Source organism: Pantoea sp. B_9, assembly GCF_008632015.1.
In the GTDB taxonomy this organism is placed as follows: Bacteria; Pseudomonadota; Gammaproteobacteria; order Enterobacterales; family Enterobacteriaceae; genus Pantoea; species Pantoea dispersa.
This window is the reverse complement of record NZ_VWVL01000004.1, coordinates 85,716-103,376: the sequence shown is the minus strand read 5'-3', so window position 1 is coordinate 103,376 and position 17,661 is coordinate 85,716. Positions and strand designations below refer to the sequence as shown.

18 protein-coding genes are annotated in these 17,661 nt (G+C 55.6%); 8 read left to right on the top strand and 10 right to left on the bottom strand.

The window, feature by feature from the left end:
• Nucleotides 1-310 precede the first annotated feature (310 nt).
• Nucleotides 311-979, bottom strand: coding sequence for a glutathione S-transferase family protein (locus F3I21_RS13615; protein ID WP_021507831.1), 669 nt, complete (start codon nucleotides 977-979; stop codon nucleotides 311-313).
• A gap of 43 nt (nucleotides 980-1,022) precedes the next feature.
• Nucleotides 1,023-1,499 (bottom strand): redox-sensitive transcriptional activator SoxR, encoded by a 477-nt coding sequence (gene soxR, locus F3I21_RS13610; RefSeq protein ID WP_150059152.1) that lies wholly within the window; start codon nucleotides 1,497-1,499, stop codon nucleotides 1,023-1,025.
• A 99-nt stretch (nucleotides 1,500-1,598) separates the two neighbouring features.
• Here soxR and soxS point away from each other — a divergent pair, with 99 nt between their 5' ends.
• Nucleotides 1,599-2,027 carry a superoxide response transcriptional regulator SoxS gene (gene soxS / locus F3I21_RS13605; RefSeq protein ID WP_058757551.1) on the top strand — a complete coding sequence of 143 codons (429 nt, stop codon included), beginning with the start codon at nucleotides 1,599-1,601 and terminating at the stop codon, nucleotides 2,025-2,027.
• A 244-nt stretch (nucleotides 2,028-2,271) separates the two neighbouring features.
• Nucleotides 2,272-2,553 (top strand): YjcB family protein, encoded by a 282-nt coding sequence (locus F3I21_RS13600; protein WP_010618515.1) that lies wholly within the window; start codon nucleotides 2,272-2,274, stop codon nucleotides 2,551-2,553.
• A gap of 54 nt (nucleotides 2,554-2,607) precedes the next feature.
• Here F3I21_RS13600 and F3I21_RS13595 read toward each other — a convergent pair whose 3' ends face one another.
• Together F3I21_RS13595 and F3I21_RS13590 are read right to left on the bottom strand one after the other, a co-directional pair.
• Nucleotides 2,608-3,558 carry an ATP-grasp fold amidoligase family protein gene (locus F3I21_RS13595; RefSeq protein ID WP_031279756.1) on the bottom strand — a complete coding sequence of 317 codons (951 nt, stop codon included), beginning with the start codon at nucleotides 3,556-3,558 and terminating at the stop codon, nucleotides 2,608-2,610.
• 8 nt (nucleotides 3,559-3,566) lie between these two features.
• Nucleotides 3,567-4,823 (bottom strand): polysaccharide biosynthesis C-terminal domain-containing protein, encoded by a 1,257-nt coding sequence (locus tag F3I21_RS13590; protein ID WP_058757552.1) that lies wholly within the window; start codon nucleotides 4,821-4,823, stop codon nucleotides 3,567-3,569.
• A gap of 527 nt (nucleotides 4,824-5,350) precedes the next feature.
• Between F3I21_RS13590 and F3I21_RS13585 the strand changes: the two genes are divergently transcribed.
• On the top strand, nucleotides 5,351-5,746 hold the full coding sequence (locus tag F3I21_RS13585; RefSeq protein ID WP_031279757.1) for a transposase: 396 nt from the start codon (nucleotides 5,351-5,353) through the stop codon (nucleotides 5,744-5,746).
• 909 nt (nucleotides 5,747-6,655) lie between these two features.
• On the opposite strand, the gene F3I21_RS13580 is transcribed toward F3I21_RS13585, so the two are convergent.
• Both F3I21_RS13580 and F3I21_RS13575 read right to left on the bottom strand, forming a co-directional pair.
• Nucleotides 6,656-7,609 carry a DMT family transporter gene (locus F3I21_RS13580; RefSeq protein ID WP_150059151.1) on the bottom strand — a complete coding sequence of 318 codons (954 nt, stop codon included), beginning with the start codon at nucleotides 7,607-7,609 and terminating at the stop codon, nucleotides 6,656-6,658.
• A gap of 72 nt (nucleotides 7,610-7,681) precedes the next feature.
• Nucleotides 7,682-8,512: an AraC family transcriptional regulator gene (locus F3I21_RS13575; RefSeq protein ID WP_058757554.1), complete on the bottom strand. Its 831-nt coding sequence runs from the start codon at nucleotides 8,510-8,512 to the stop codon at nucleotides 7,682-7,684.
• A 126-nt stretch (nucleotides 8,513-8,638) separates the two neighbouring features.
• Between F3I21_RS13575 and F3I21_RS13570 the strand changes: the two genes are divergently transcribed.
• The 3 genes from F3I21_RS13570 (at nucleotide 8,639) to F3I21_RS13560 (ending at nucleotide 10,144) form a co-directional block, all read left to right on the top strand.
• Nucleotides 8,639-9,166, top strand: coding sequence for an isochorismatase family protein (locus F3I21_RS13570; RefSeq protein ID WP_150059150.1), 528 nt, complete (start codon nucleotides 8,639-8,641; stop codon nucleotides 9,164-9,166).
• A gap of 73 nt (nucleotides 9,167-9,239) precedes the next feature.
• Nucleotides 9,240-9,683, top strand: a complete 444-nt coding sequence (locus tag F3I21_RS13565; RefSeq protein WP_141496166.1) for an antitoxin Xre-like helix-turn-helix domain-containing protein — start codon at nucleotides 9,240-9,242, stop codon at nucleotides 9,681-9,683.
• Nucleotides 9,680-10,144, top strand: coding sequence for an RES family NAD+ phosphorylase (locus tag F3I21_RS13560; protein WP_088515717.1), 465 nt, complete (start codon nucleotides 9,680-9,682; stop codon nucleotides 10,142-10,144). The genes F3I21_RS13565 and F3I21_RS13560 overlap by 4 nt, the downstream gene beginning before the upstream one ends.
• Nucleotides 10,145-10,195: 51 nt before the next feature.
• Here F3I21_RS13560 and ssb1 read toward each other — a convergent pair whose 3' ends face one another.
• Complete coding sequence (gene ssb1, locus F3I21_RS13555; RefSeq protein ID WP_021507842.1) at nucleotides 10,196-10,738, bottom strand: single-stranded DNA-binding protein SSB1; 543 nt, start codon at nucleotides 10,736-10,738, stop codon at nucleotides 10,196-10,198.
• Nucleotides 10,739-10,959: 221 nt separating this feature from the next.
• On the opposite strand from ssb1, the gene uvrA reads away from it, so the two are divergent.
• The gene (gene uvrA, locus F3I21_RS13550; protein ID WP_150059149.1) at nucleotides 10,960-13,788 is read left to right on the top strand and encodes an excinuclease ABC subunit UvrA; all 2,829 of its coding nucleotides are present in this window, start codon (nucleotides 10,960-10,962) and stop codon (nucleotides 13,786-13,788) included.
• A gap of 275 nt (nucleotides 13,789-14,063) precedes the next feature.
• Entirely contained in the window at nucleotides 14,064-15,128 is a 1,065-nt protein-coding gene (locus F3I21_RS13545; protein ID WP_058780888.1) for an NAD(P)-dependent alcohol dehydrogenase, read from the top strand.
• On the opposite strand, the gene F3I21_RS13540 is transcribed toward F3I21_RS13545, so the two are convergent.
• From F3I21_RS13540 to F3I21_RS13530, 3 genes are all read right to left on the bottom strand, one after another.
• Nucleotides 15,129-15,485: an MmcQ/YjbR family DNA-binding protein gene (locus F3I21_RS13540; protein ID WP_021507845.1), complete on the bottom strand. Its 357-nt coding sequence runs from the start codon at nucleotides 15,483-15,485 to the stop codon at nucleotides 15,129-15,131.
• A gap of 3 nt (nucleotides 15,486-15,488) precedes the next feature.
• On the bottom strand, nucleotides 15,489-15,905 hold the full coding sequence (locus F3I21_RS13535; protein ID WP_150059148.1) for a secondary thiamine-phosphate synthase enzyme YjbQ: 417 nt from the start codon (nucleotides 15,903-15,905) through the stop codon (nucleotides 15,489-15,491).
• A gap of 106 nt (nucleotides 15,906-16,011) precedes the next feature.
• A complete protein-coding gene (locus tag F3I21_RS13530) occupies nucleotides 16,012-17,499 on the bottom strand; it encodes a catalase (RefSeq protein WP_370515554.1) in 1,488 nt (495 codons plus the stop codon).
• Nucleotides 17,500-17,661 lie beyond the last annotated feature (162 nt).

The window sequence follows — 17,661 nt, the reverse complement described above, 5'->3', positions numbered from 1 at the left end:
CGTTTGCGCATCATCCTGGTGAAGATGTCTCAGAGAGAAAAGCAGGCAAACGATTACGTGGCCGCGTATTCCAGGTCAAAAAGGGGTGCCGCAGAAAAAAGGCAAACGATTATCTGGCGTTTGGGGTGGCGTTTTCAACTGCTAATCACCTGGCAGGCAGGATAATGCGCAGCTCTGGCGCCATTATGGCTGGTGTTACGCTAGCGGGAGCAGGAAATCATGGAGGAAAAAGGCTGGCATTTCAGGTGGTTTGCTGCGGTGCCGCGACAGCGCGTCGCGGCATCCTGTATCGTCGCGTTACCGCTGCGCCTCAACCGTTATTGAACTGAATCGGGCCGCCCTGCTCCAGCGCGCGCTGCCACGCGGCCCGCTGCTGCATATTCTCCAGCCAGCGCGCCGTGGCGGGCATCTCACCCAGCGCGCCGCGCATCTGCAACGCCAGCAGCGGAAAACTCATCTGCACATCGGCAATGCTGAAGCGTGAACCGGCAAAAAAGCGCTGCTGGCTCAGATGCTGCTCAATCACGCGCCCGTGGAGCGCCAGCTGCTTGTTCAGCCACGCTTTCTGAATGCCTTTACTCAGCGCCACGCCAGCCGGGCGCAGCAGCCATGGCACCGGCTTTTTGCCCAGTTGCGCAAACACCAGCTTCATCACCAGCAGCGGCATCAGCGAACCTTCAGCATAGTGCAGCCAGTAGCGCGCCTGAATTTGCTCCTCTTCCTCATGCAGCGCCAGCAGATGCTCACTGTCGTACTTCAGCTGCAGATATTCGAGGATGGCGCCCGATTCGGCGATCACCCGATTGCCATCGGTAATCACCGGCGATTTCCCCAGCGGATGCACTTTCTTTAATTCGTCTGGCGCCAGCAGGGTATTTTCCCGCTGATAGCGTTTGATTTGATACGGCACCGCCAGCTCTTCCAGCAGCCACAGCACCCGATGAGAACGGGAGTTTTCCAGATGGTGAACGGTAATCATGCGCGATTCCTTGCTGCTAAGGGTTGGCATCTAGTATAGCGGATTAACGCTGCGGCTCGTCCTGTTGCGGATCGAGCAGGACCGCTCCGGAGCCCTGCTGCCCCAGACGGTCACCCGGATTGCGCAGTGGACAGTCGCGCATCGACAGGCAGCCGCAACCAATGCAGCCGTCCAGATCGTTGCGCAGACGCGTCAGGGTTTCGATGCGTTTATCCAGCTCTTCGCGCCAGTGCTGCGTCAGCGCGTCCCACTCCTGCGTCGACATGCGCTTATTCACCGGCACATGCATCAGGCTGTCGCTGACCGTCGCCAGCGGAATCCCGATGCGCTGGGCAATTTTGATGATCGCCACGCGGCGCAGCACATCACGGCTGTAGCGGCGCTGATTACCGCCATTGCGCGTGCTGCTGATCAAGCCTTTGCTTTCATAAAAGTGCAGCGCCGATACCGCCACGCCGCTGCGTTTCGCCACTTCGCCCGGCGTCAGCACCGGTTTCGGGTAATTGCGTTCTTTTTTCATTTAGGGCCTTTACCTCAAGTTAACTTGAGGAATTATACTCGCACCCCAGCAAAACAGCGAATTTCAAACCAGGCGATAACCTTGCAGAAGGAACAGGCTATGATGCAACAGGAAATCATCCATTCACTGACTAACTGGATCGATCAGAATCTGGATAAAACATTGTCGATTGATGAAGTGGCGGCAAAATCGGGTTACTCGAAATGGCACCTGCAGCGTATGTTCCGTACAGTTACGAAACAAACGCTGGGTGGTTATATTCGTGAACGCCGTCTCACGCTGGCCGCCGAGGCCTTGCGTCAGACGCAGCGTCCGGTATTCGACATTGCGATGCAGTACGGCTACGACTCGCAGCAGACGTTTTCACGCGTGTTCCGCCGTCAGTTCTCGCAAACCCCTACCGCTTACCGTCACAGCATGCGTCGCCAGGCGATGGTGCAGCGTCCGCGTCTGGTCAACTTTGACTGCAGCGAAGGCATGAACAGCTTTGCCCAGCGCACCACCGGCGAGTGCTGCCCGGTACGCTGAAGTCAGTGCGCCCCGCGCGGGCGCGCCTTTCCCCTTCTCTTCATCTTCCTCCAGCCCTTTCCTAGCCTGCCATACCAGGTCTAAATTTTGTTCAAATTTTCAAATCCAGTGATATAATGTGATCCAAGTCACAGATTCAAGCTGTATTAAGACGACAGAAGGGCTTCCCTGACCTCCCTTGTCTGCCGCCAGTGATGTCCGATGAATGTCAGGGATATTACTGATTTCAAGAGGTTTTTCGCCGATGGCTACGTTAACTACCAGTCTGATCGTCATGCGTTGGGAACTGCTCAGCGCGGTAATGATGTTCTTCGCCAGCACCATGAAAATTAAATTGCGGCAGAACAGCCACCACGTGATGGCGCTGATGTGCGGCGGCGTGGGCGTAGCGATGTCATGCTGGTTCGTTACCGGTCTGCTCGGCATTACGCTGAGCATGGAAAACGTGCATAACTTTATGTCCATCACCAAAGAGGCGTTTATTCAGGTGATGAGCCAGACACCAGCCGACTGGCCAATGCCGTAAACGCGGCGCATAAAAAACCCCGCTAAGCGGGGTTTTTTATTTTGCTGTGTGATTTCAAATTTTCTTCAATACGGCTGGAAGTGGTACTTCCGGCACCGTGACGTCCGATCTCTGCGTATCGCGACGATCCTGAATCCACATATCACCCATCATCTGATTGAGCCCCCGATCCAACCCGGTGACCAGCCCGGCGCCTGGCGTGAACGTCAGCTCACCGAAGTAGATCTGTTCGCCATCGATATACCAGTCCACACGCACATAATCGAAGTCGCTGGCCAGCGTTTTACTCAGCGCCAGCGCGTGCTGCAGCTGTGGCAGCAACGGTGACACATCCAGCCCGGTATCACGGATTTTGTGATACGCCTCGTTAAGATTGTTGACGTAAAAGTTCATCGACAGCAGCGGATTACAGCGGTTGTAGATCACCTGCAGCACATATTCAAAATTGCCGTCGCGCTTGTTGAACATGTGAAACTTGTAATCGATCGGCGCGGTTTTGCCATCGCCGATGTACTTCTCCACCAGAATGCGCGGCTTAATATAGCGATAGTGAATCTCGCGCGCCTCGTTGGCGAAATCGGTCTTCAGCCAGCGCTGGCAGTCGCTGATAATTTGCTGTTTTTTCAGCGCATCCGGTTCTTCCAGCAGGATCTCGACCATGTTGGAGCCGTGATTCGGCTTGATAACCGTGTTCTTCCAGCTCGGCAGCGTATGCAGTGAGTGCGGATCGCTGGTCTCATAAACCAGCGGAATCAGATACTCACTGCCCACCTTTTCGGCAATGTACTCACGCACCGAAAACTTGTCCGACAGGCGGCCATAGCACTGGTAGTCGCCGTAGACGAATTTGCGATACAGCACTTTCTCATTGAACACCTTCGGCTGACGCAGGTTCGGCAGCTTACGGAATTTGTGAAAGTAGTAAATGCGATCCTGGTACGCCCAGGGCATCTTTTTGATGAAATACTGTACGCTTCTTCTGAGTTCGTCTTTCAACCTGATCATATCTGACCTCATTTGTAGGTTTTGTAGTTGAGTGAGGAAACCTGAATTTTTTGGATGACGCCGTTTTTGAAGAAGTAATTCATTACAGTCAGGGACAGTAACTCCGTGATGAAGACGCTCCAGGCGGCACCCATGATGCCGTAGCCCTGGATCAGCCACCACGACAGCGGCAGGCTGATGACCATCAGACAAATGATCTTCTTCAACAGATAGTTAAACCCGCCCTCTTTCACCATGTAGCGATAAGCGACGGTCCCCATTGCCGAAAAGCAGGTTGCTAACGACAGTAACGTAATGAGACTTCCGGACTGTGTGTACTCGTGACCATATAAAGCGATGATGATTTTTTCGCCGTACAAGGCAATCACCGCTAATAACAGCAATGAAACTCCCATGACATAGCCGTTCAGCCGCGCGGTGAGCTTGATCGCGGCTGCTCCACGCTCGCGGAAAATCTCCGAGAAGCAGGAAGTGATGATGGCAACCGGGATAAAAATCCAGGAAGCCGAAATGGTATTCGCGGCGGCGAACAGGCCAAGGTCGCGCGCTGAGGCGATGCCCGCGAGGAACATCTGTGCGGCTTTCACCTGCACCGAGATAAAGATGCTGGAGATAGCCAGCGGCAGGCCGGCATACATCAGGTAGCGCAGGTAGGTGGTGCGCTTGTCCTGCGGCGGCGCCAGATCCTGATGTTCGCGATAGAAATTGACGCGCTTGATGGCGTACGGCACCAGCGTGACGGCCACAATCGAGGCGGTGAGCCACAGTGGATTGAGGTGCAGCCAGGCGATGGTGAAGCTCATGGCAAAGCCCAGCAGCAAGCCGGCCGAGTTGGCAATGGTATTGAGCCGCGACGCCAGCCGCGCATTGTTATACACGCTGAACGTGTCCTGGGTAACAAACACCGACGAGATAAACGAGGCCAGTGCAAACGCAAGGAAGTTTTCCTGCATGTTGTACCAGACCCAAATCAACACCGGGATTGATGTCAGCAACAGCAGCACCAGGCGCATGGTCCGCGCCACGGCCATCAACCGCAGGCCTTTCGGCGCACTTTTGCTGATGCGCTTGAACAGGATGGTTTCGGTACCAAAAATCGCCACGGTTTGCACCATGGAGAACAGCGAGGTCGAAAACGCCATTTGACCAAACACCGTTGGGCCAAAGGATTTTGCCACGTAGGAGGTCACAAATATGACGCCGAATACCGAGACGATCTTCTCAGACATCATCCAGGCGGCATTAGACATTACGCTCAATTTCATTGACTGGTCCTTAGTATTACGTACAGCAACTGCTTTTCGGTACAACGTCCTTGAAATGAATTAACAAGCGCTCAGTGGGCCTGACACAATTTAATAACTTCAAACCAGGCTGGTCCGAAAAATGAGACTCGCGTCAGAGTTTAGCGATTAAATTCAGGAAAATTCCGATTAAACCTGGTGCGAAGCCCGATGGATGTAAACGATTTCAACCCGAATTCAGGACAAAAGTTCACAGGCATATCCTGAGTTTTTTGCAAGCAGGCTATGCCGAATTTCCAATGATTGTCGTATTTTTCTGCATTTGGGATGGAATGAATCTATATCAAAAACCCAGCACCAGGAAGGCGTTCAATGGCATTCAGAATAAAATAAGATTTATCCCATGATGATATTTATTCTAAATAACTTAATTTAACCCTCGCAATTCTAATCGCGCACTTTAATACTGCATTAATACCGTTTTTGCAGTACCAGATATTAATACAGTAATTCTCATCCACTAATTGATAAGAAAGGTAAGAGCATTTATGAGAAAGTCACGATATAGCGAAGAGCAAATCACAAATGCCATTAAAGCTTCTGAAACGGGAGTGAAAGTCAGGGAGATTTGTGAGGAGCTGGGCATTTCCGAGGCCACCTTCTATAGCTGGAAGAAGAAGTTCTCCGGACTTTCTTCAGAGGAGGGTAGAAAAATCAAGGAGTTGGAGGATAAACTGCAGAACCTTACGCGCGAACTGCAGACCCTGAGCTCCGACAAGGAGATGCTGCAAAGCGTGCTGAAAAACTTCTTCACTACGAATGAAAAGCGTCAGGCGGTCAACTTCCTGCAAACCACTTTCGACATCGGTACCCGTCGCAGCTGTCGTTTACTGGATATTAGCCGTAGCGTTTATCATTACCCTTCCGGTTCCGATAATCGCTAATACCATTGAGGCCGATGTTATATGACTTAATGCTGAGATTTGTTCTTACCAGAAGAGATGAAGATCATTAAATTCGGCATTCGCTACATAACAATTCGAACCACTTTTTCCTGATGAATGCCATCACGGAATCACTTCCTTTTTTGCGGTAAAATTGATTCACACCAGCAAAAGCCTCGCGTTTCAAGCCATTTAGACTTAGCCCAATCTCATTTCGGTGAGATTGGTGCTTAGTCTATTACTTCACGATTACTAATAATCAGACCTGATCACAGACAATTCTGTTAAGCGTTAATGAACAACACGGTGTAACCGCTCACACATTGGCTCAGTTTTAAACTGGATCTGGCCGCTGCGTTTATGATCGCTTTGGCGATCAGCGCTAGTCGGCTAACTCTTAAACCACACCAGGAATACTCCGGTTCAAAAACGTTATGATGTTTAAACTATAAAGCCGAAAAACGGTTATCCACGGTAAATACTGCGCTTAAATCCATCGTCATCTTTAATCTTTTTTTCTGGCAGCTGTTGGGAATCATTCTTAACAATGCCGGTAACGCTTAAGGCTAAGGTGGCTTCTCACGCTGGATTTTCAGTGCCACAGCCGGGTAAAAATCCGACTGGCGGAGAGTTTTTTACGCGCTAAACCGGCGAATTGTTGCCCGATATGCGCTTTTTTTATCCCACCGGAATGCTAAAAGGCAGCTAAAGTCGACCTTTTACCGTGCTGACGGCAGGGAGTTTTATAGCGGAAGAGAATGAAAACCGGGCAGCCGTAGCGCTGCTCGGTTATATAGCGTGCGCGTGGCGGCCAGTATCAGGTCACTGAGGCGGGATTATCGGCTGGTCAAATTCCTAAAATATCAGAGGAAAGCGCTGCTGAGTGGATGACTCAGCAGCAGGGCAGGGTTAAGGAAGTGCGGTCAGCCGCTGCGGTTTAATGCGCATGGCATAGATCACGCCAACGATCAGACAGCCGATACCGATGCTGGTGAGCAACGGTGGCCAGCTCTGGCGGTAAATAAAGGTCCACAGCAGGCCAGAGAGCGTTTCGAATACGATGAGCGGCCCCATCACTACCGTTGGCAAACGCTGACTGGCGGCATTCCAGCACAGCGCCGCCAGCCATGAGCAGAACAAACCAATCGCCAGCATCAGCCAGATAAAGCGCGCCGGCTGCGGGCCGAACGGCAAAGCGAAATCGGGCTGCTGCCAGTGAATCTGCAGGCTCACCAGCCCATAAAACACCAGCGCCAGCGGCAATGTCACCAGCCCCTGCGCGGTGGCCCAGCTCGACGGTTTGTGCTGAGGATGTTCGCGCAGCCAGCGCGCATTGCGCAGCGGATACCAGGTCCAGCACACCACTGCCAGCACCGCCAGCAGCAGGCCACTCAGGTAGCCCCAGAGATCAAATGCCGGCCCCTGCCCGTGCAGTTCCGCCGCGTTGACGCAGCCCAGACCGGCAGCAATGATGACCAGCGCGGGCATCAGCCGGCGCCATGGCAGACCTCCTTCGAGATGGCCGTAACAGAGGTTAGCGGTGACGGTGATCACCACCGGCAGCGTGCCGATGATCATGGTGGAGACCGGTGCGCCGGTGCGCTGAATCGCGCTGGCGAGGCAGGCATAATAGAGCAGATTGCCCACCAGCGACAGCTTCACCGCCTCCGTCCAGTCCGGACGCGTCAGCTGTTTTAGCCGGCGCCGGCTGAGCCACGCCAGCGGCAGCACCACCAGACCAAAGGCAACATAGCGACCCGCTGATTGCAACGTGCCCGGATAATCGGGTATCAGCAGCGGCCCGACAAAAATCATGCCCCACATCAGCCCTGCCGCGAGGGCAAACACTATTCCTGCAAACATACACCTTTCCTTTATCTTTAATGCGCCACAGTGTGGCGCAGGAAAAGGTGAAAGGCTTGTAGCAGATTGCGGTTAACGTCCGCTGAACACCTGCTTTTGATAGCGTCCCGGCGTGATGCCGTAACGATGGGCAAACGCCCGCGTCAGATGCGCCTGGTCGGTGAGGCCAACCGCCGCCGCCACGCTCGCGGCGCTCTCGCCCTGCGCCAGCCGCTGCTTGGCCTCGAACAGGCGGAAGGCCATCAGCATTTGATGGGGAGTGACGTGAAAGTGTTGTTTGAAACTGCGCAGAAAATGCCACGGCGACAGCGATACCAGCGCCGCCAGCTCCTCCAGCCGCACCGGCTCTGCCAGGTTATCGCGCAGCCAGGCTTTTACCACATCAAAGCGGTGGGCGCCTTCGCGCGGCCGCGCGACGCCCTGCTGCGCCAGCGGACGCAGCCACTCCAGCAGATCCAGCAGCGCGCCCTGCCGCTCCAGCGCACTTTGCGCCTGCCACATCTGTGCCAGCGCGTGAGAGAAAGGTTGTGCCAGACGCGCATCGGTGCGCAGCGCATCGCTAAACCACCAGTTGCGATCGCCGGTCAGCCGATCCATCTCCGCCGGATCGATATAGATCATGCGATAACGCCAGCCTTCAGCGCAGGCCGATTCACCGGTGTGCAGTTCATCGGGATTCATCATCACCAGCGAATGCACCGGCGCGACATAATTGGTGCCGCGGTAACGAAAGCGCTGCGCGCCGGATTCAATGGTGCCAATCCCGAAGGCTTCGTGGGTATGGGGCTCAAAAGCGTAGCGGGAGATGTGCGCCTGATAAAGCTCAATGCCCGGCAGCTCAGCAAAGTGCTGAAACTGCGCACGATCCTGCTCACAGGGAAAGACTTCGGGAACCACCGTCACCACACACCTCCATACGCTATCAGGCAGTAAGCATGCGCGGCGCGCACAAAAAAAGCAAAGCCCAATCGCTTTACGCGCCTGGCCCTTCAGCGCGACACTGGGGCCTGACCTATAAAGGAGGCGACAATGGCACAACGGGTGGTAATGGTAGTGGATATGCAAAATGGCGTGCTGGCAACGCCGCGTTACGACCGCGCCGGACGCTGCGCGCGCATTAATCAGCTGATGGCCGCCGCCGATCAGGTCATTTTTATTCAGCATAGCGGGCCGGATTTAGCCGCTGACTCCGCAGACTGGCAAATAGTCGCCGAACTGGAACAACCCGCCGGCGCGCTTTACATCACCAAAACCGCCTGCGACAGCTTCTGGCAAACCGGGCTCGCGGCGCAGCTTGAACAGCATCAGATTGAAAGCTTTGTCATTTGCGGCTGCGCCACCGATTATTGCGTCGATACCACCATCAAAGTCGGGGCCAGCCTTGGCTATCACGTCACCGTGGCGGCCGATGCCCACACCACCGCCGATCGCACACATGTGTCGGCGCAGCAGCTTATTAATCAGCACAACGAAGTGTGGGCGGATTTGATCATGCCGGGCAATCCGGTGCGGGTTAAAACCACGGAAGAATTACTGCGGGAGTGGCGCGCGCATTAAGGGTTGCGCTATTGAAATAATCTGACAAGTGTCAATAATAGAGCATGACACTTGTCTGTATGGAGTTTCTCACATGCGAGCTTATATTCCTCAGCCTGGAGCCAATGACAACACGCTGTGGCGGGTTGCAGGCCTGCCTCCACGTGGTATTGAGTTAACGCGTATGCTGGAAGCCGGTTTGCCGGTGGCCGTCATTGATGATATCCGTCACTGGTCGGCCATGACGCGCGCCGAAATCATGAAGGTCACAGGGATTAATGAACGCAACATTGCCCGTCGTAAAAGCACGGGTAAAAGTCTGTCACCCGACGAGAGTGAACGTGTCGCCCGCTTCGTCCGCGTGATGGATGCCGCCGTTCAGCTTTTTGCTGGTAATAAAGAAGAGGCCACCCAGTGGCTGAGCCGGCCGGTGAAAGGGTTAGGCAATGTTGCGCCCATCACCTTACTGACGACGGAGAGCGGTGCGCTGGATGTGCTCGATCTGATCGGCCGTCTGGAGCACGGTGTTTTCTCGTGATTTTTTATCGGCTGACGAAGAGCCAGTATGCGGCTGAAGCCTGGTCCGGTTATGGGGCAAAACAGTATGGTGGACGCTGGAATCATAAAGGCTATCCCACCGTTTATGTTGCCACGTCGGTGTCACTCGCAGCACTGGAAGTGCTGGTCCATATCGGAAGAGAGTCGGTGCTGGATGAGTACACCTTACTCAGTATCGACATCCCGGATGCAGAAGTTGCCTATCTTGCTGAAGCATTTTTGCCGCCGGACTGGCGTCATGATCCAGCGCCACTGTCGACAATGGATCTCGGCACCGGCTGGCTGCAATCCGCTGAAGGTGCCGCGCTGATGCTACCTTCCACGATTATCCCGATGGAAAACAACGCCATCCTGAACCCTCTCCATCCTGCATTTAGTGACTATCTGCCGGGTGTGAAAGCGTTACCGTTTATGTTTGATCGCCGGCTTATCAGGACATAAAAAAACCCTCGCAGAAGCGAGGGCTGGATAATGCGTGGATCGGTACGCCAATCAGAACGGGATATCGTCGTCGAAATCCATTGGTGGTTCGTTGTTCGCCGGTGCGCTCTGCTGCTGTGGACGCTGCTGCGCGCCGCCGCTGAACTGGTTGCCCCCACCCTGTGGCTGCTGCGGCTGGCCCCAGCCGTTATTGTTGCCGCCGCCCTGGCCGCCCATCGGTGCGCCACCGCCGTTGCCGCCCTGCTGACGACCACCCAGCATCTGCATGGTGCCGCCCACGTTCACGACCACTTCGGTGGTGTATTTGTCCTGACCGCTCTGGTCCTGCCATTTACGGGTGCGCAGCTGGCCTTCAATGTAGACCTGCGAACCTTTACGCAGATATTCGCCGGCGACTTCAGCCAGCTTGCCGAACAGCACGACGCGGTGCCACTCGGTGATCTCTTTGTTTTCACCGGTTTGCTTGTCGCGCCAGCTCTCTGACGTGGCCAGCGTAATGTTGGCTACCGCGCCACCATTCGGCATGTAGCGCACTTCCGGATCCTGACCCAGATTCCCGACAAGAATCACTTTGTTTACGCCACGACTGGCCATGTTGCTGTCTCCCGATGAGTTAATGCTAAAAGTCTAAGCGAAAAATTGTATCACGTCACAATGACGCTTCCCACTTTCGAGCGGGATTCCAGTTTTTCGACCGTGACAGGATAGCAAAAACACTGGATATTTATTCAGTTTATTTTTTGTGCCATAATGATGCGTTTCTGCTGGTCGTGCTGGCAAGGCATGGCGAGCGTTGCCTAATCCGGGAAAGGTGAATGGATAAGATTGAAGTCCGCGGTGCTCGCACCCATAATTTGAAGAATATCAACCTGATCATCCCACGCGACAAGCTCATTGTAGTGACCGGTCTGTCGGGTTCCGGTAAGTCTTCGCTGGCGTTTGATACGCTGTATGCCGAAGGCCAGCGCCGCTATGTTGAATCGCTTTCTGCCTATGCGCGCCAGTTTCTTTCCTTAATGGAGAAACCGGACGTAGACCACATCGAGGGGCTGTCGCCTGCCATTTCCATTGAGCAGAAATCGACGTCACACAACCCGCGCTCGACCGTCGGCACCATCACTGAAATTCATGACTACCTGCGTCTGCTGTTTGCCCGCGTGGGTGAACCGCGCTGTCCGGATCACAACGTCACGCTGGCGGCACAAACCGTCAGCCAAATGGTCGATCAGGTCCTGGCGCAGGAAGAGGGTCGGCGCCTGATGCTGCTGGCGCCGGTGGTAAAAGACCGCAAAGGCGAGCACACCAAAACGCTGGAAAATCTGGCGGCGCAGGGCTACATCCGCGCACGTATTGATGGCGAAGTGTGCGATCTGTCGGATCCACCCAAGCTGGAGCTGCAGAAGAAACACACCATTGAGGTGGTGATCGATCGTTTCCGCGTGCGTGACGATCTGGCGACGCGTCTGGCCGAATCCTTTGAAACGACGCTGGAACTGAGTGGCGGCACGGCGATCGTCGCGGATATGGACGATCCCGATACCGAAGAGATGCTGTTCTCAGCTAACTTTGCCTGCCCGGTATGCGGTTACAGCATGCGCGAGCTGGAGCCGCGCCTGTTCTCGTTCAATAACCCGGCCGGTGCCTGCCCGACCTGTGACGGCCTCGGCGTTCAGCAATATTTCGATCCCGATCGCGTGGTACAAAATCCGGAGCTGTCGCTGGCCGGTGGCGCCATTCGCGGCTGGGATCGCCGTAACTTCTACTATTTCCAGATGCTGCGCTCGCTGGCGGAACATCTGGATTTCGATGTCGAAGCGCCGTTCAATAGCCTGAGCGAGAAAGCGCGCGAAGTGATTCTGTACGGCTCCGGCAAAGAGAACATTGAGTTCAAATATATCAACGATCGCGGCGATACCTCGGTGCGTCGTCATCCGTTCGAAGGCGTGCTGCATAACATGGAGCGCCGCTACAAAGAGACGGAATCCAACGCGGTGCGCGAAGAGCTGGCGAAGTTTATCAGCAACCGCGCCTGCGCCAGCTGCGAAGGGACGCGCCTGCGTCGTGAAGCGCGCCATGTGTTCGTGGAAGACACCAACCTGCCGACCATCTCGGATATGAGCATCGGCCACGCTATGGACTTCTTCCGCAATCTGAAGCTGAGCGGCCAGCGCGCCAAAATCGCCGAGAAAGTGCTGAAGGAAATTGGCGACCGTCTGAGCTTCCTGGTCAACGTCGGCCTGAATTATCTGTCGATGTCGCGTTCAGCGGAAACACTGTCCGGCGGTGAAGCACAGCGTATTCGTCTGGCGAGCCAGATTGGTGCCGGTCTGGTTGGCGTCATGTACGTACTGGATGAACCGTCCATCGGTCTGCATCAGCGCGACAACGAACGCCTGCTGTCGACGCTGATTCACCTGCGCGATCTCGGTAATACCGTGATCGTGGTTGAGCATGATGAAGACGCGATTCGCGCCGCTGACCATATTATTGATATCGGTCCGGGCGCTGGCGTGCACGGCGGCCAGGTGGTAGCCGAGGGCGATGTGCATGCCATCATGGCGCACGAAGATTCTCTCACCGGTCAGTTCCTCAGCGGCAAGCGTGAAATCGCGGTGCCGGCAGAGCGGGTGAAAGGCGATCCGTCCAAAGTACTGAAACTGAGCGGCGCGCGCGGTAATAACCTCAAGGATGTCACGCTGACGGTTCCGGTTGGGCTGTTTACCTGTATCACCGGCGTGTCCGGTTCCGGTAAATCGACGCTGATTAACGATACGCTGTTCCCGATTGCGCAGCGCCAGTTGAATGGTGCCACCAGCGGTGAAGCTGCGCCGTATCGCGAGATCGCCGGGCTGGAGCACTTCGATAAAGTGATCGACATCGATCAGAGCCCGATCGGCCGTACCCCGCGCTCAAACCCGGCCACCTACACCGGGATTTTTACCCCGGTGCGTGAACTGTTTGCCGGCGTGCCGGAAGCGCGTTCGCGTGGCTACAATCCGGGCCGCTTCAGCTTTAACGTGCGTGGCGGGCGCTGTGAAGCCTGTCAGGGCGACGGCGTAATCAAGGTCGAAATGCACTTCCTGCCGGACATTTATGTGCCGTGCGATCAGTGCAAAGGCAAACGCTATAACCGCGAAACGCTGGAGATTAAATACAAAGGCAAGAGCATTCACGAAGTGCTGGAGATGACCATCGAAGAGGCGCGTGAGTTCTTTGATGCGGTACCTGCGCTGGCGCGTAAGCTGCAAACGCTGATTGATGTCGGCCTGTCGTATATTCGTCTTGGCCAGTCGGCAACCACGCTGTCCGGCGGTGAAGCGCAGCGCGTTAAACTGGCGCGTGAGCTGTCGAAGCGCGGTACCGGTCAGACGCTGTACATTCTCGATGAACCGACCACCGGCCTGCATTTTGCCGACATCCAGCAGCTGTTGGAAGTGCTGCATCAGCTGCGCGATCAGGGCAATACCATCGTGGTGATTGAGCACAACCTCGACGTGATCAAAACCGCTGACTGGATTGTCGATCTCGGTCCGGAAGGCGGCAGCGGCGGTGGTGAAATCCTGGTGGCCGGCACGCCGGAAACCGTTGCACAGTGCGAAAAATCGCATACTGCACGCTTCCTCAAGCCGATGCTGAAAAAATAGGTTTAACGCGCCGCACCCGCTGTTGCGGCGCGTTTTTTCTGATCTCGCCACGGCTCACCGCTCCGGTTGCTTACCAGCCGGTGCCATTGTCTGAATGCCTTAGCAAATGCAGAAACAGGCAAGAAACAGACAACTTCAGGCATATACGCATCGCGTCCCGCTGACTATTCTTACTGCGTTCCTTTTGGCGCCGCTGACGCGCCTCTATCCTTCAGTGTCATCACTGAACGGACCCCTCGCAAAAAATACTCACGACACATCTGACTGGAGACACCATGAATATTACGCATGCCTATGCCGCACAGGACGCGAAAGCCAAACTCGCCCCGTTCGATTATAAGCCGCGCGAACTGCGCGCTCATGATGTGCAGATTGAAGTGTTGTACTGTGGCGTCTGCCACTCGGACCTGCACCAGGCGCGCAACGAATGGCGCAACACCGTATTCCCGGTGGTGCCAGGCCATGAAATCGTGGGTCGCGTCACCGCCGTTGGCGCGCATACGCACAAATATAAAGTGGGCGATTTAGTCGGCGTCGGCTGTATGGTCGACTCCTGCCGCAGCTGCCCAAGCTGTCAGGAAGGACTCGAGCAGTACTGTGAAAACGGCTTTGTTGGCACTTACAACGGCCAGGATCGTGAAACCGGCGCCATCACCTACGGCGGCTACTCCACCAGCATGGTGGTTGATGAAAGCTTTGTGCTGCGCGTACCGGAAAACCTCGATCTGGCAGGCGTTGCGCCGCTGCTGTGCGCCGGTATCACCACCTATTCCCCGCTGCGTCACTGGAATGTCGGTCCCGGCAAAAAAGTCGGTATCGTTGGTCTGGGCGGCCTCGGCCATATGGGCGTGAAGATTGCGCATGCGATGGGCGCGCACGTGGTGCTGTTCACCACTTCACCGTCAAAAATTGAAGACGGCAAACGCCTCGGCGCTGACGAAGTGGTGATTTCGAAAGAGGCTGACCAGATGGCACAACATACCAACAGCTTCGACTTCATCTTAAATACTGTCGCCGCGCAGCACGATCTCAACCCGTTTATCGCCCTGCTGAAGCGCGACGGCAACATGACGCTGGTCGGCGCGCCGGAGCACGATCACCCGGCGCCACAGGTATTTAACCTGATCCTAAAGCGTCGCAGCATTGCCGGTTCACTGATTGGCGGTATCGCCGAAACCCAGGAGATGCTGGATTTCTGCGGCAAGCACGGCATCACTTCGGATATCGAGCTGATCGCCATGAACCAAATCAACGACGCCTACGAGCGCATGCTGAAAAGCGACGTGAAGTATCGCTTCGTGATTGATATCAACACCCTGCGTGAAGAGTCTGCGGCTTAATCAGCGCGTCTCATCATCATGGCTGACGCCCGCCGCGCGCGTGGCGTCAGCCTGTTGCCATGACGCATCAACCAGATAGTAAATCTGCGAATCCTTCAGCGATCCATCCAGCCACAGCGTGCTCCAGTGCGACTTATTGAGATGTTCACTGGGAAACACATCGTGGTGTTCATCGCGCAATAACTCCGCCAGCGCGGGCGAGGTCTTCAGCGACAACGCCGGTCGCCCTTCAACGTCATGCACCATGGCAAACAGCACGCCATCGCTCTTCACCTGGGTTGCGTCCCACTCATCTTTATAACTTTGTGAAGCGCCCGGTTTGCTCATGCAGTAGGTCAGTAAATCCGACGTGTTCATGTTTTATTCCCCTTGTAAGGTGGCGACGATGCGCCGCGCGCCGCCGTGTACCCGATGTTCGCCCAGCCAGATCCCCTGCCAGGAGCCGAGCAGCAGTTTGCCGCGGCTGACCGGGATCAGCAGCGATACGCCAAGTAGTGACGATTTGATGTGCGCCGGCATGTCATCAGCGCCTTCATAGTCGTGCTGGTAGGGCGCATCCTCTGGAACGTGCCGCAGAAAGTGCTGCTCCATGTCGCTGCGCACCGTAGGATCGCAATTTTCATTGAGCGTCAGCGACGCTGAGGTGTGCTGCAACAGCAGATGCAGCTGGCCGATGCGCAGGTCCGTTAAGCCATTAAGCTGGCCGACAATCTCGTCGGTAATCAGATGAAAGCCGCGCGCCTTCGCGCTCAGCGTGAGAGTTTGTTGCTGCCACATGCCACATTCCTGGGTTAAACCGTTTACTTAAGTGTGCAGCATGTCGGCGAAAGGTAAACCCTTCAGCGGGAAAAAGCGGCAGAGCGCTTGCTCTGCCGCCGGCACATCAGTCGCTTAGCTTGTCAGCCAGCGCTTTTACCGTGGTGATATCGTCCTGCGTTACCGCCGCCAGACGCGTGCCGTACTCGCTATCGGCCTTATAAAAGAACGAGAGCATCGCCAGCCGGCTTTGCGCGTCGGCGCTTTTCAGCGCGCCACCGAGCGAGGTGATCAGATCGCCACGCTCTTTCGCGTTAAAGGTACGATACAGCTCCCCTGCCTGGCGGAAATTCTGCGGTTTGGCGATCATCGCCTGCTGCGTACTGCCGCTAAGCGGTGTATGGCTGTAACGCGCGCTTTGCAGCTCTTCACGCGGATAGATGCGGCTTGGCTGGTAATTAACGCCCTTGTCATCGGCGTTACCGCTGTCCATCAGGCCATCCTGATTGCCGTTGCTGACCGGTACACGCGGCGCATTGACCGGCAGGCTGAGGCCGTTAGCGCCCACGCGGTACAGCTGGGTATCAGCATAGGAAAACAGGCGGCCCTGCAGCAGGCGATCTTCAGACGGCTCAATGCCCGGCACCAGATTGGACGGCGCCATCGCCACTTGCTCGGTTTGCTGGAAGAAGTTGTCGACGTTGCGATTCAGCACCATCTGCCCGATTTTCACCTCTGGCACGTTCGGCCAGATTTTGGTGGAGTCGAGCGGATTGAAATCGAACTTATCCAGTTCGCTGGCTTTAATGGTCTGAATGTAGAGATCCCACTTCGGAAACGCTTTGCGGTTAATCGCCGCCACCAGATCTTCAGTCATGTGGCTGTAGCTGCGGCCCTGGATCGCTGCCGATTCAGCCGGATCGAGGTTGCGTTCGCCCTGCAGCGTTTTCCAGTGAAACTTCACGTAGTGCACTTCGCCCTGGCTGTTCACAAACTTGTAGGCGTGCACGCTGTTACCGTCCATTTCGCGATAGGTCGCCGGCGTGCCCATGTTGGAGAACAGCATGGTGAGCGCGTGCGTGGCTTCCGGTACGTGGGAGAAGAAGTCGAAGGTGCGCGCATCGTTATCGAGGTTAGTGCGCGGATCCGGTTTAAAAGCGTGCACCATATCCGGGAACTTGATCGCATCGCGGATGAAGAACACTGGCAGGTTGTTGCCCACCAGATCCCAGTTGCCCTGGCTGGTATAGAATTTGGTGGCAAAACCACGCGGATCGCGCAGCGTTTCCGGCGAATGCTTGCTGTGCACCACGCTGGAGAAGCGCACAAAGACCGGCGTCACCGTTCCCGGTTTAAACACCTCAGCGATAGTCAGATCGCTGATATCTTTGCTGGCGCGAAATTCACCGTGCGCGCCGGTGCCACGTGCGAGCACCACACGTTCCGGAATACGTTCACGATCAAAACGCTGCAGCTTTTGAATCAGCTGCACGTCCTGTAACAGCACCGGGCCATTGGCGCCGGCAGTTTGTGAATTCTGGTTATCGCCGACCGGCGCGCCGTTATCACGCGTCAGCTCAACGGCCGCAGCAGGCAGTGCGAGCGCCAGCGTCATGGCAATGCAGAGGGGTTTCAGTGCGGAAGGGAAATAGCTCATGGGCGGTTCCTTATTGTGATTGGCGAGCGCTCTGGCAGTGCGCCAAAGCGCGCCGGCAAAAAATAGCGCCCTCACTAACAGGAACACACAAGACCCGTCCCGATTACCCGGGGTTAAGGT

Coding starts and splice junctions, on each gene's coding strand:
- F3I21_RS13615 (WP_021507831.1), bottom strand. CDS start 979: ATGATTACCGTTCACCATCTGGAAAACTCCCGTTCTCATCGGGTGCTG.
- soxR (WP_150059152.1), bottom strand. CDS start 1,499: ATGAAAAAAGAACGCAATTACCCGAAACCGGTGCTGACGCCGGGCGAA.
- soxS (WP_058757551.1), top strand. CDS start 1,599: ATGATGCAACAGGAAATCATCCATTCACTGACTAACTGGATCGATCAG.
- F3I21_RS13600 (WP_010618515.1), top strand. CDS start 2,272: ATGGCTACGTTAACTACCAGTCTGATCGTCATGCGTTGGGAACTGCTC.
- F3I21_RS13595 (WP_031279756.1), bottom strand. CDS start 3,558: ATGATCAGGTTGAAAGACGAACTCAGAAGAAGCGTACAGTATTTCATC.
- F3I21_RS13590 (WP_058757552.1), bottom strand. CDS start 4,823: ATGAAATTGAGCGTAATGTCTAATGCCGCCTGGATGATGTCTGAGAAG.
- F3I21_RS13585 (WP_031279757.1), top strand. CDS start 5,351: ATGAGAAAGTCACGATATAGCGAAGAGCAAATCACAAATGCCATTAAA.
- F3I21_RS13580 (WP_150059151.1), bottom strand. CDS start 7,609: ATGTTTGCAGGAATAGTGTTTGCCCTCGCGGCAGGGCTGATGTGGGGC.
- F3I21_RS13570 (WP_150059150.1), top strand. CDS start 8,639: ATGGCACAACGGGTGGTAATGGTAGTGGATATGCAAAATGGCGTGCTG.
- F3I21_RS13565 (WP_141496166.1), top strand. CDS start 9,240: ATGCGAGCTTATATTCCTCAGCCTGGAGCCAATGACAACACGCTGTGG.
- ssb1 (WP_021507842.1), bottom strand. CDS start 10,738: ATGGCCAGTCGTGGCGTAAACAAAGTGATTCTTGTCGGGAATCTGGGT.
- uvrA (WP_150059149.1), top strand. CDS start 10,960: ATGGATAAGATTGAAGTCCGCGGTGCTCGCACCCATAATTTGAAGAAT.
- F3I21_RS13545 (WP_058780888.1), top strand. CDS start 14,064: ATGAATATTACGCATGCCTATGCCGCACAGGACGCGAAAGCCAAACTC.
- F3I21_RS13540 (WP_021507845.1), bottom strand. CDS start 15,485: ATGAACACGTCGGATTTACTGACCTACTGCATGAGCAAACCGGGCGCT.
- F3I21_RS13535 (WP_150059148.1), bottom strand. CDS start 15,905: ATGTGGCAGCAACAAACTCTCACGCTGAGCGCGAAGGCGCGCGGCTTT.
- F3I21_RS13530 (WP_370515554.1), bottom strand. CDS start 17,499: ATGACGCTGGCGCTCGCACTGCCTGCTGCGGCCGTTGAGCTGACGCGT.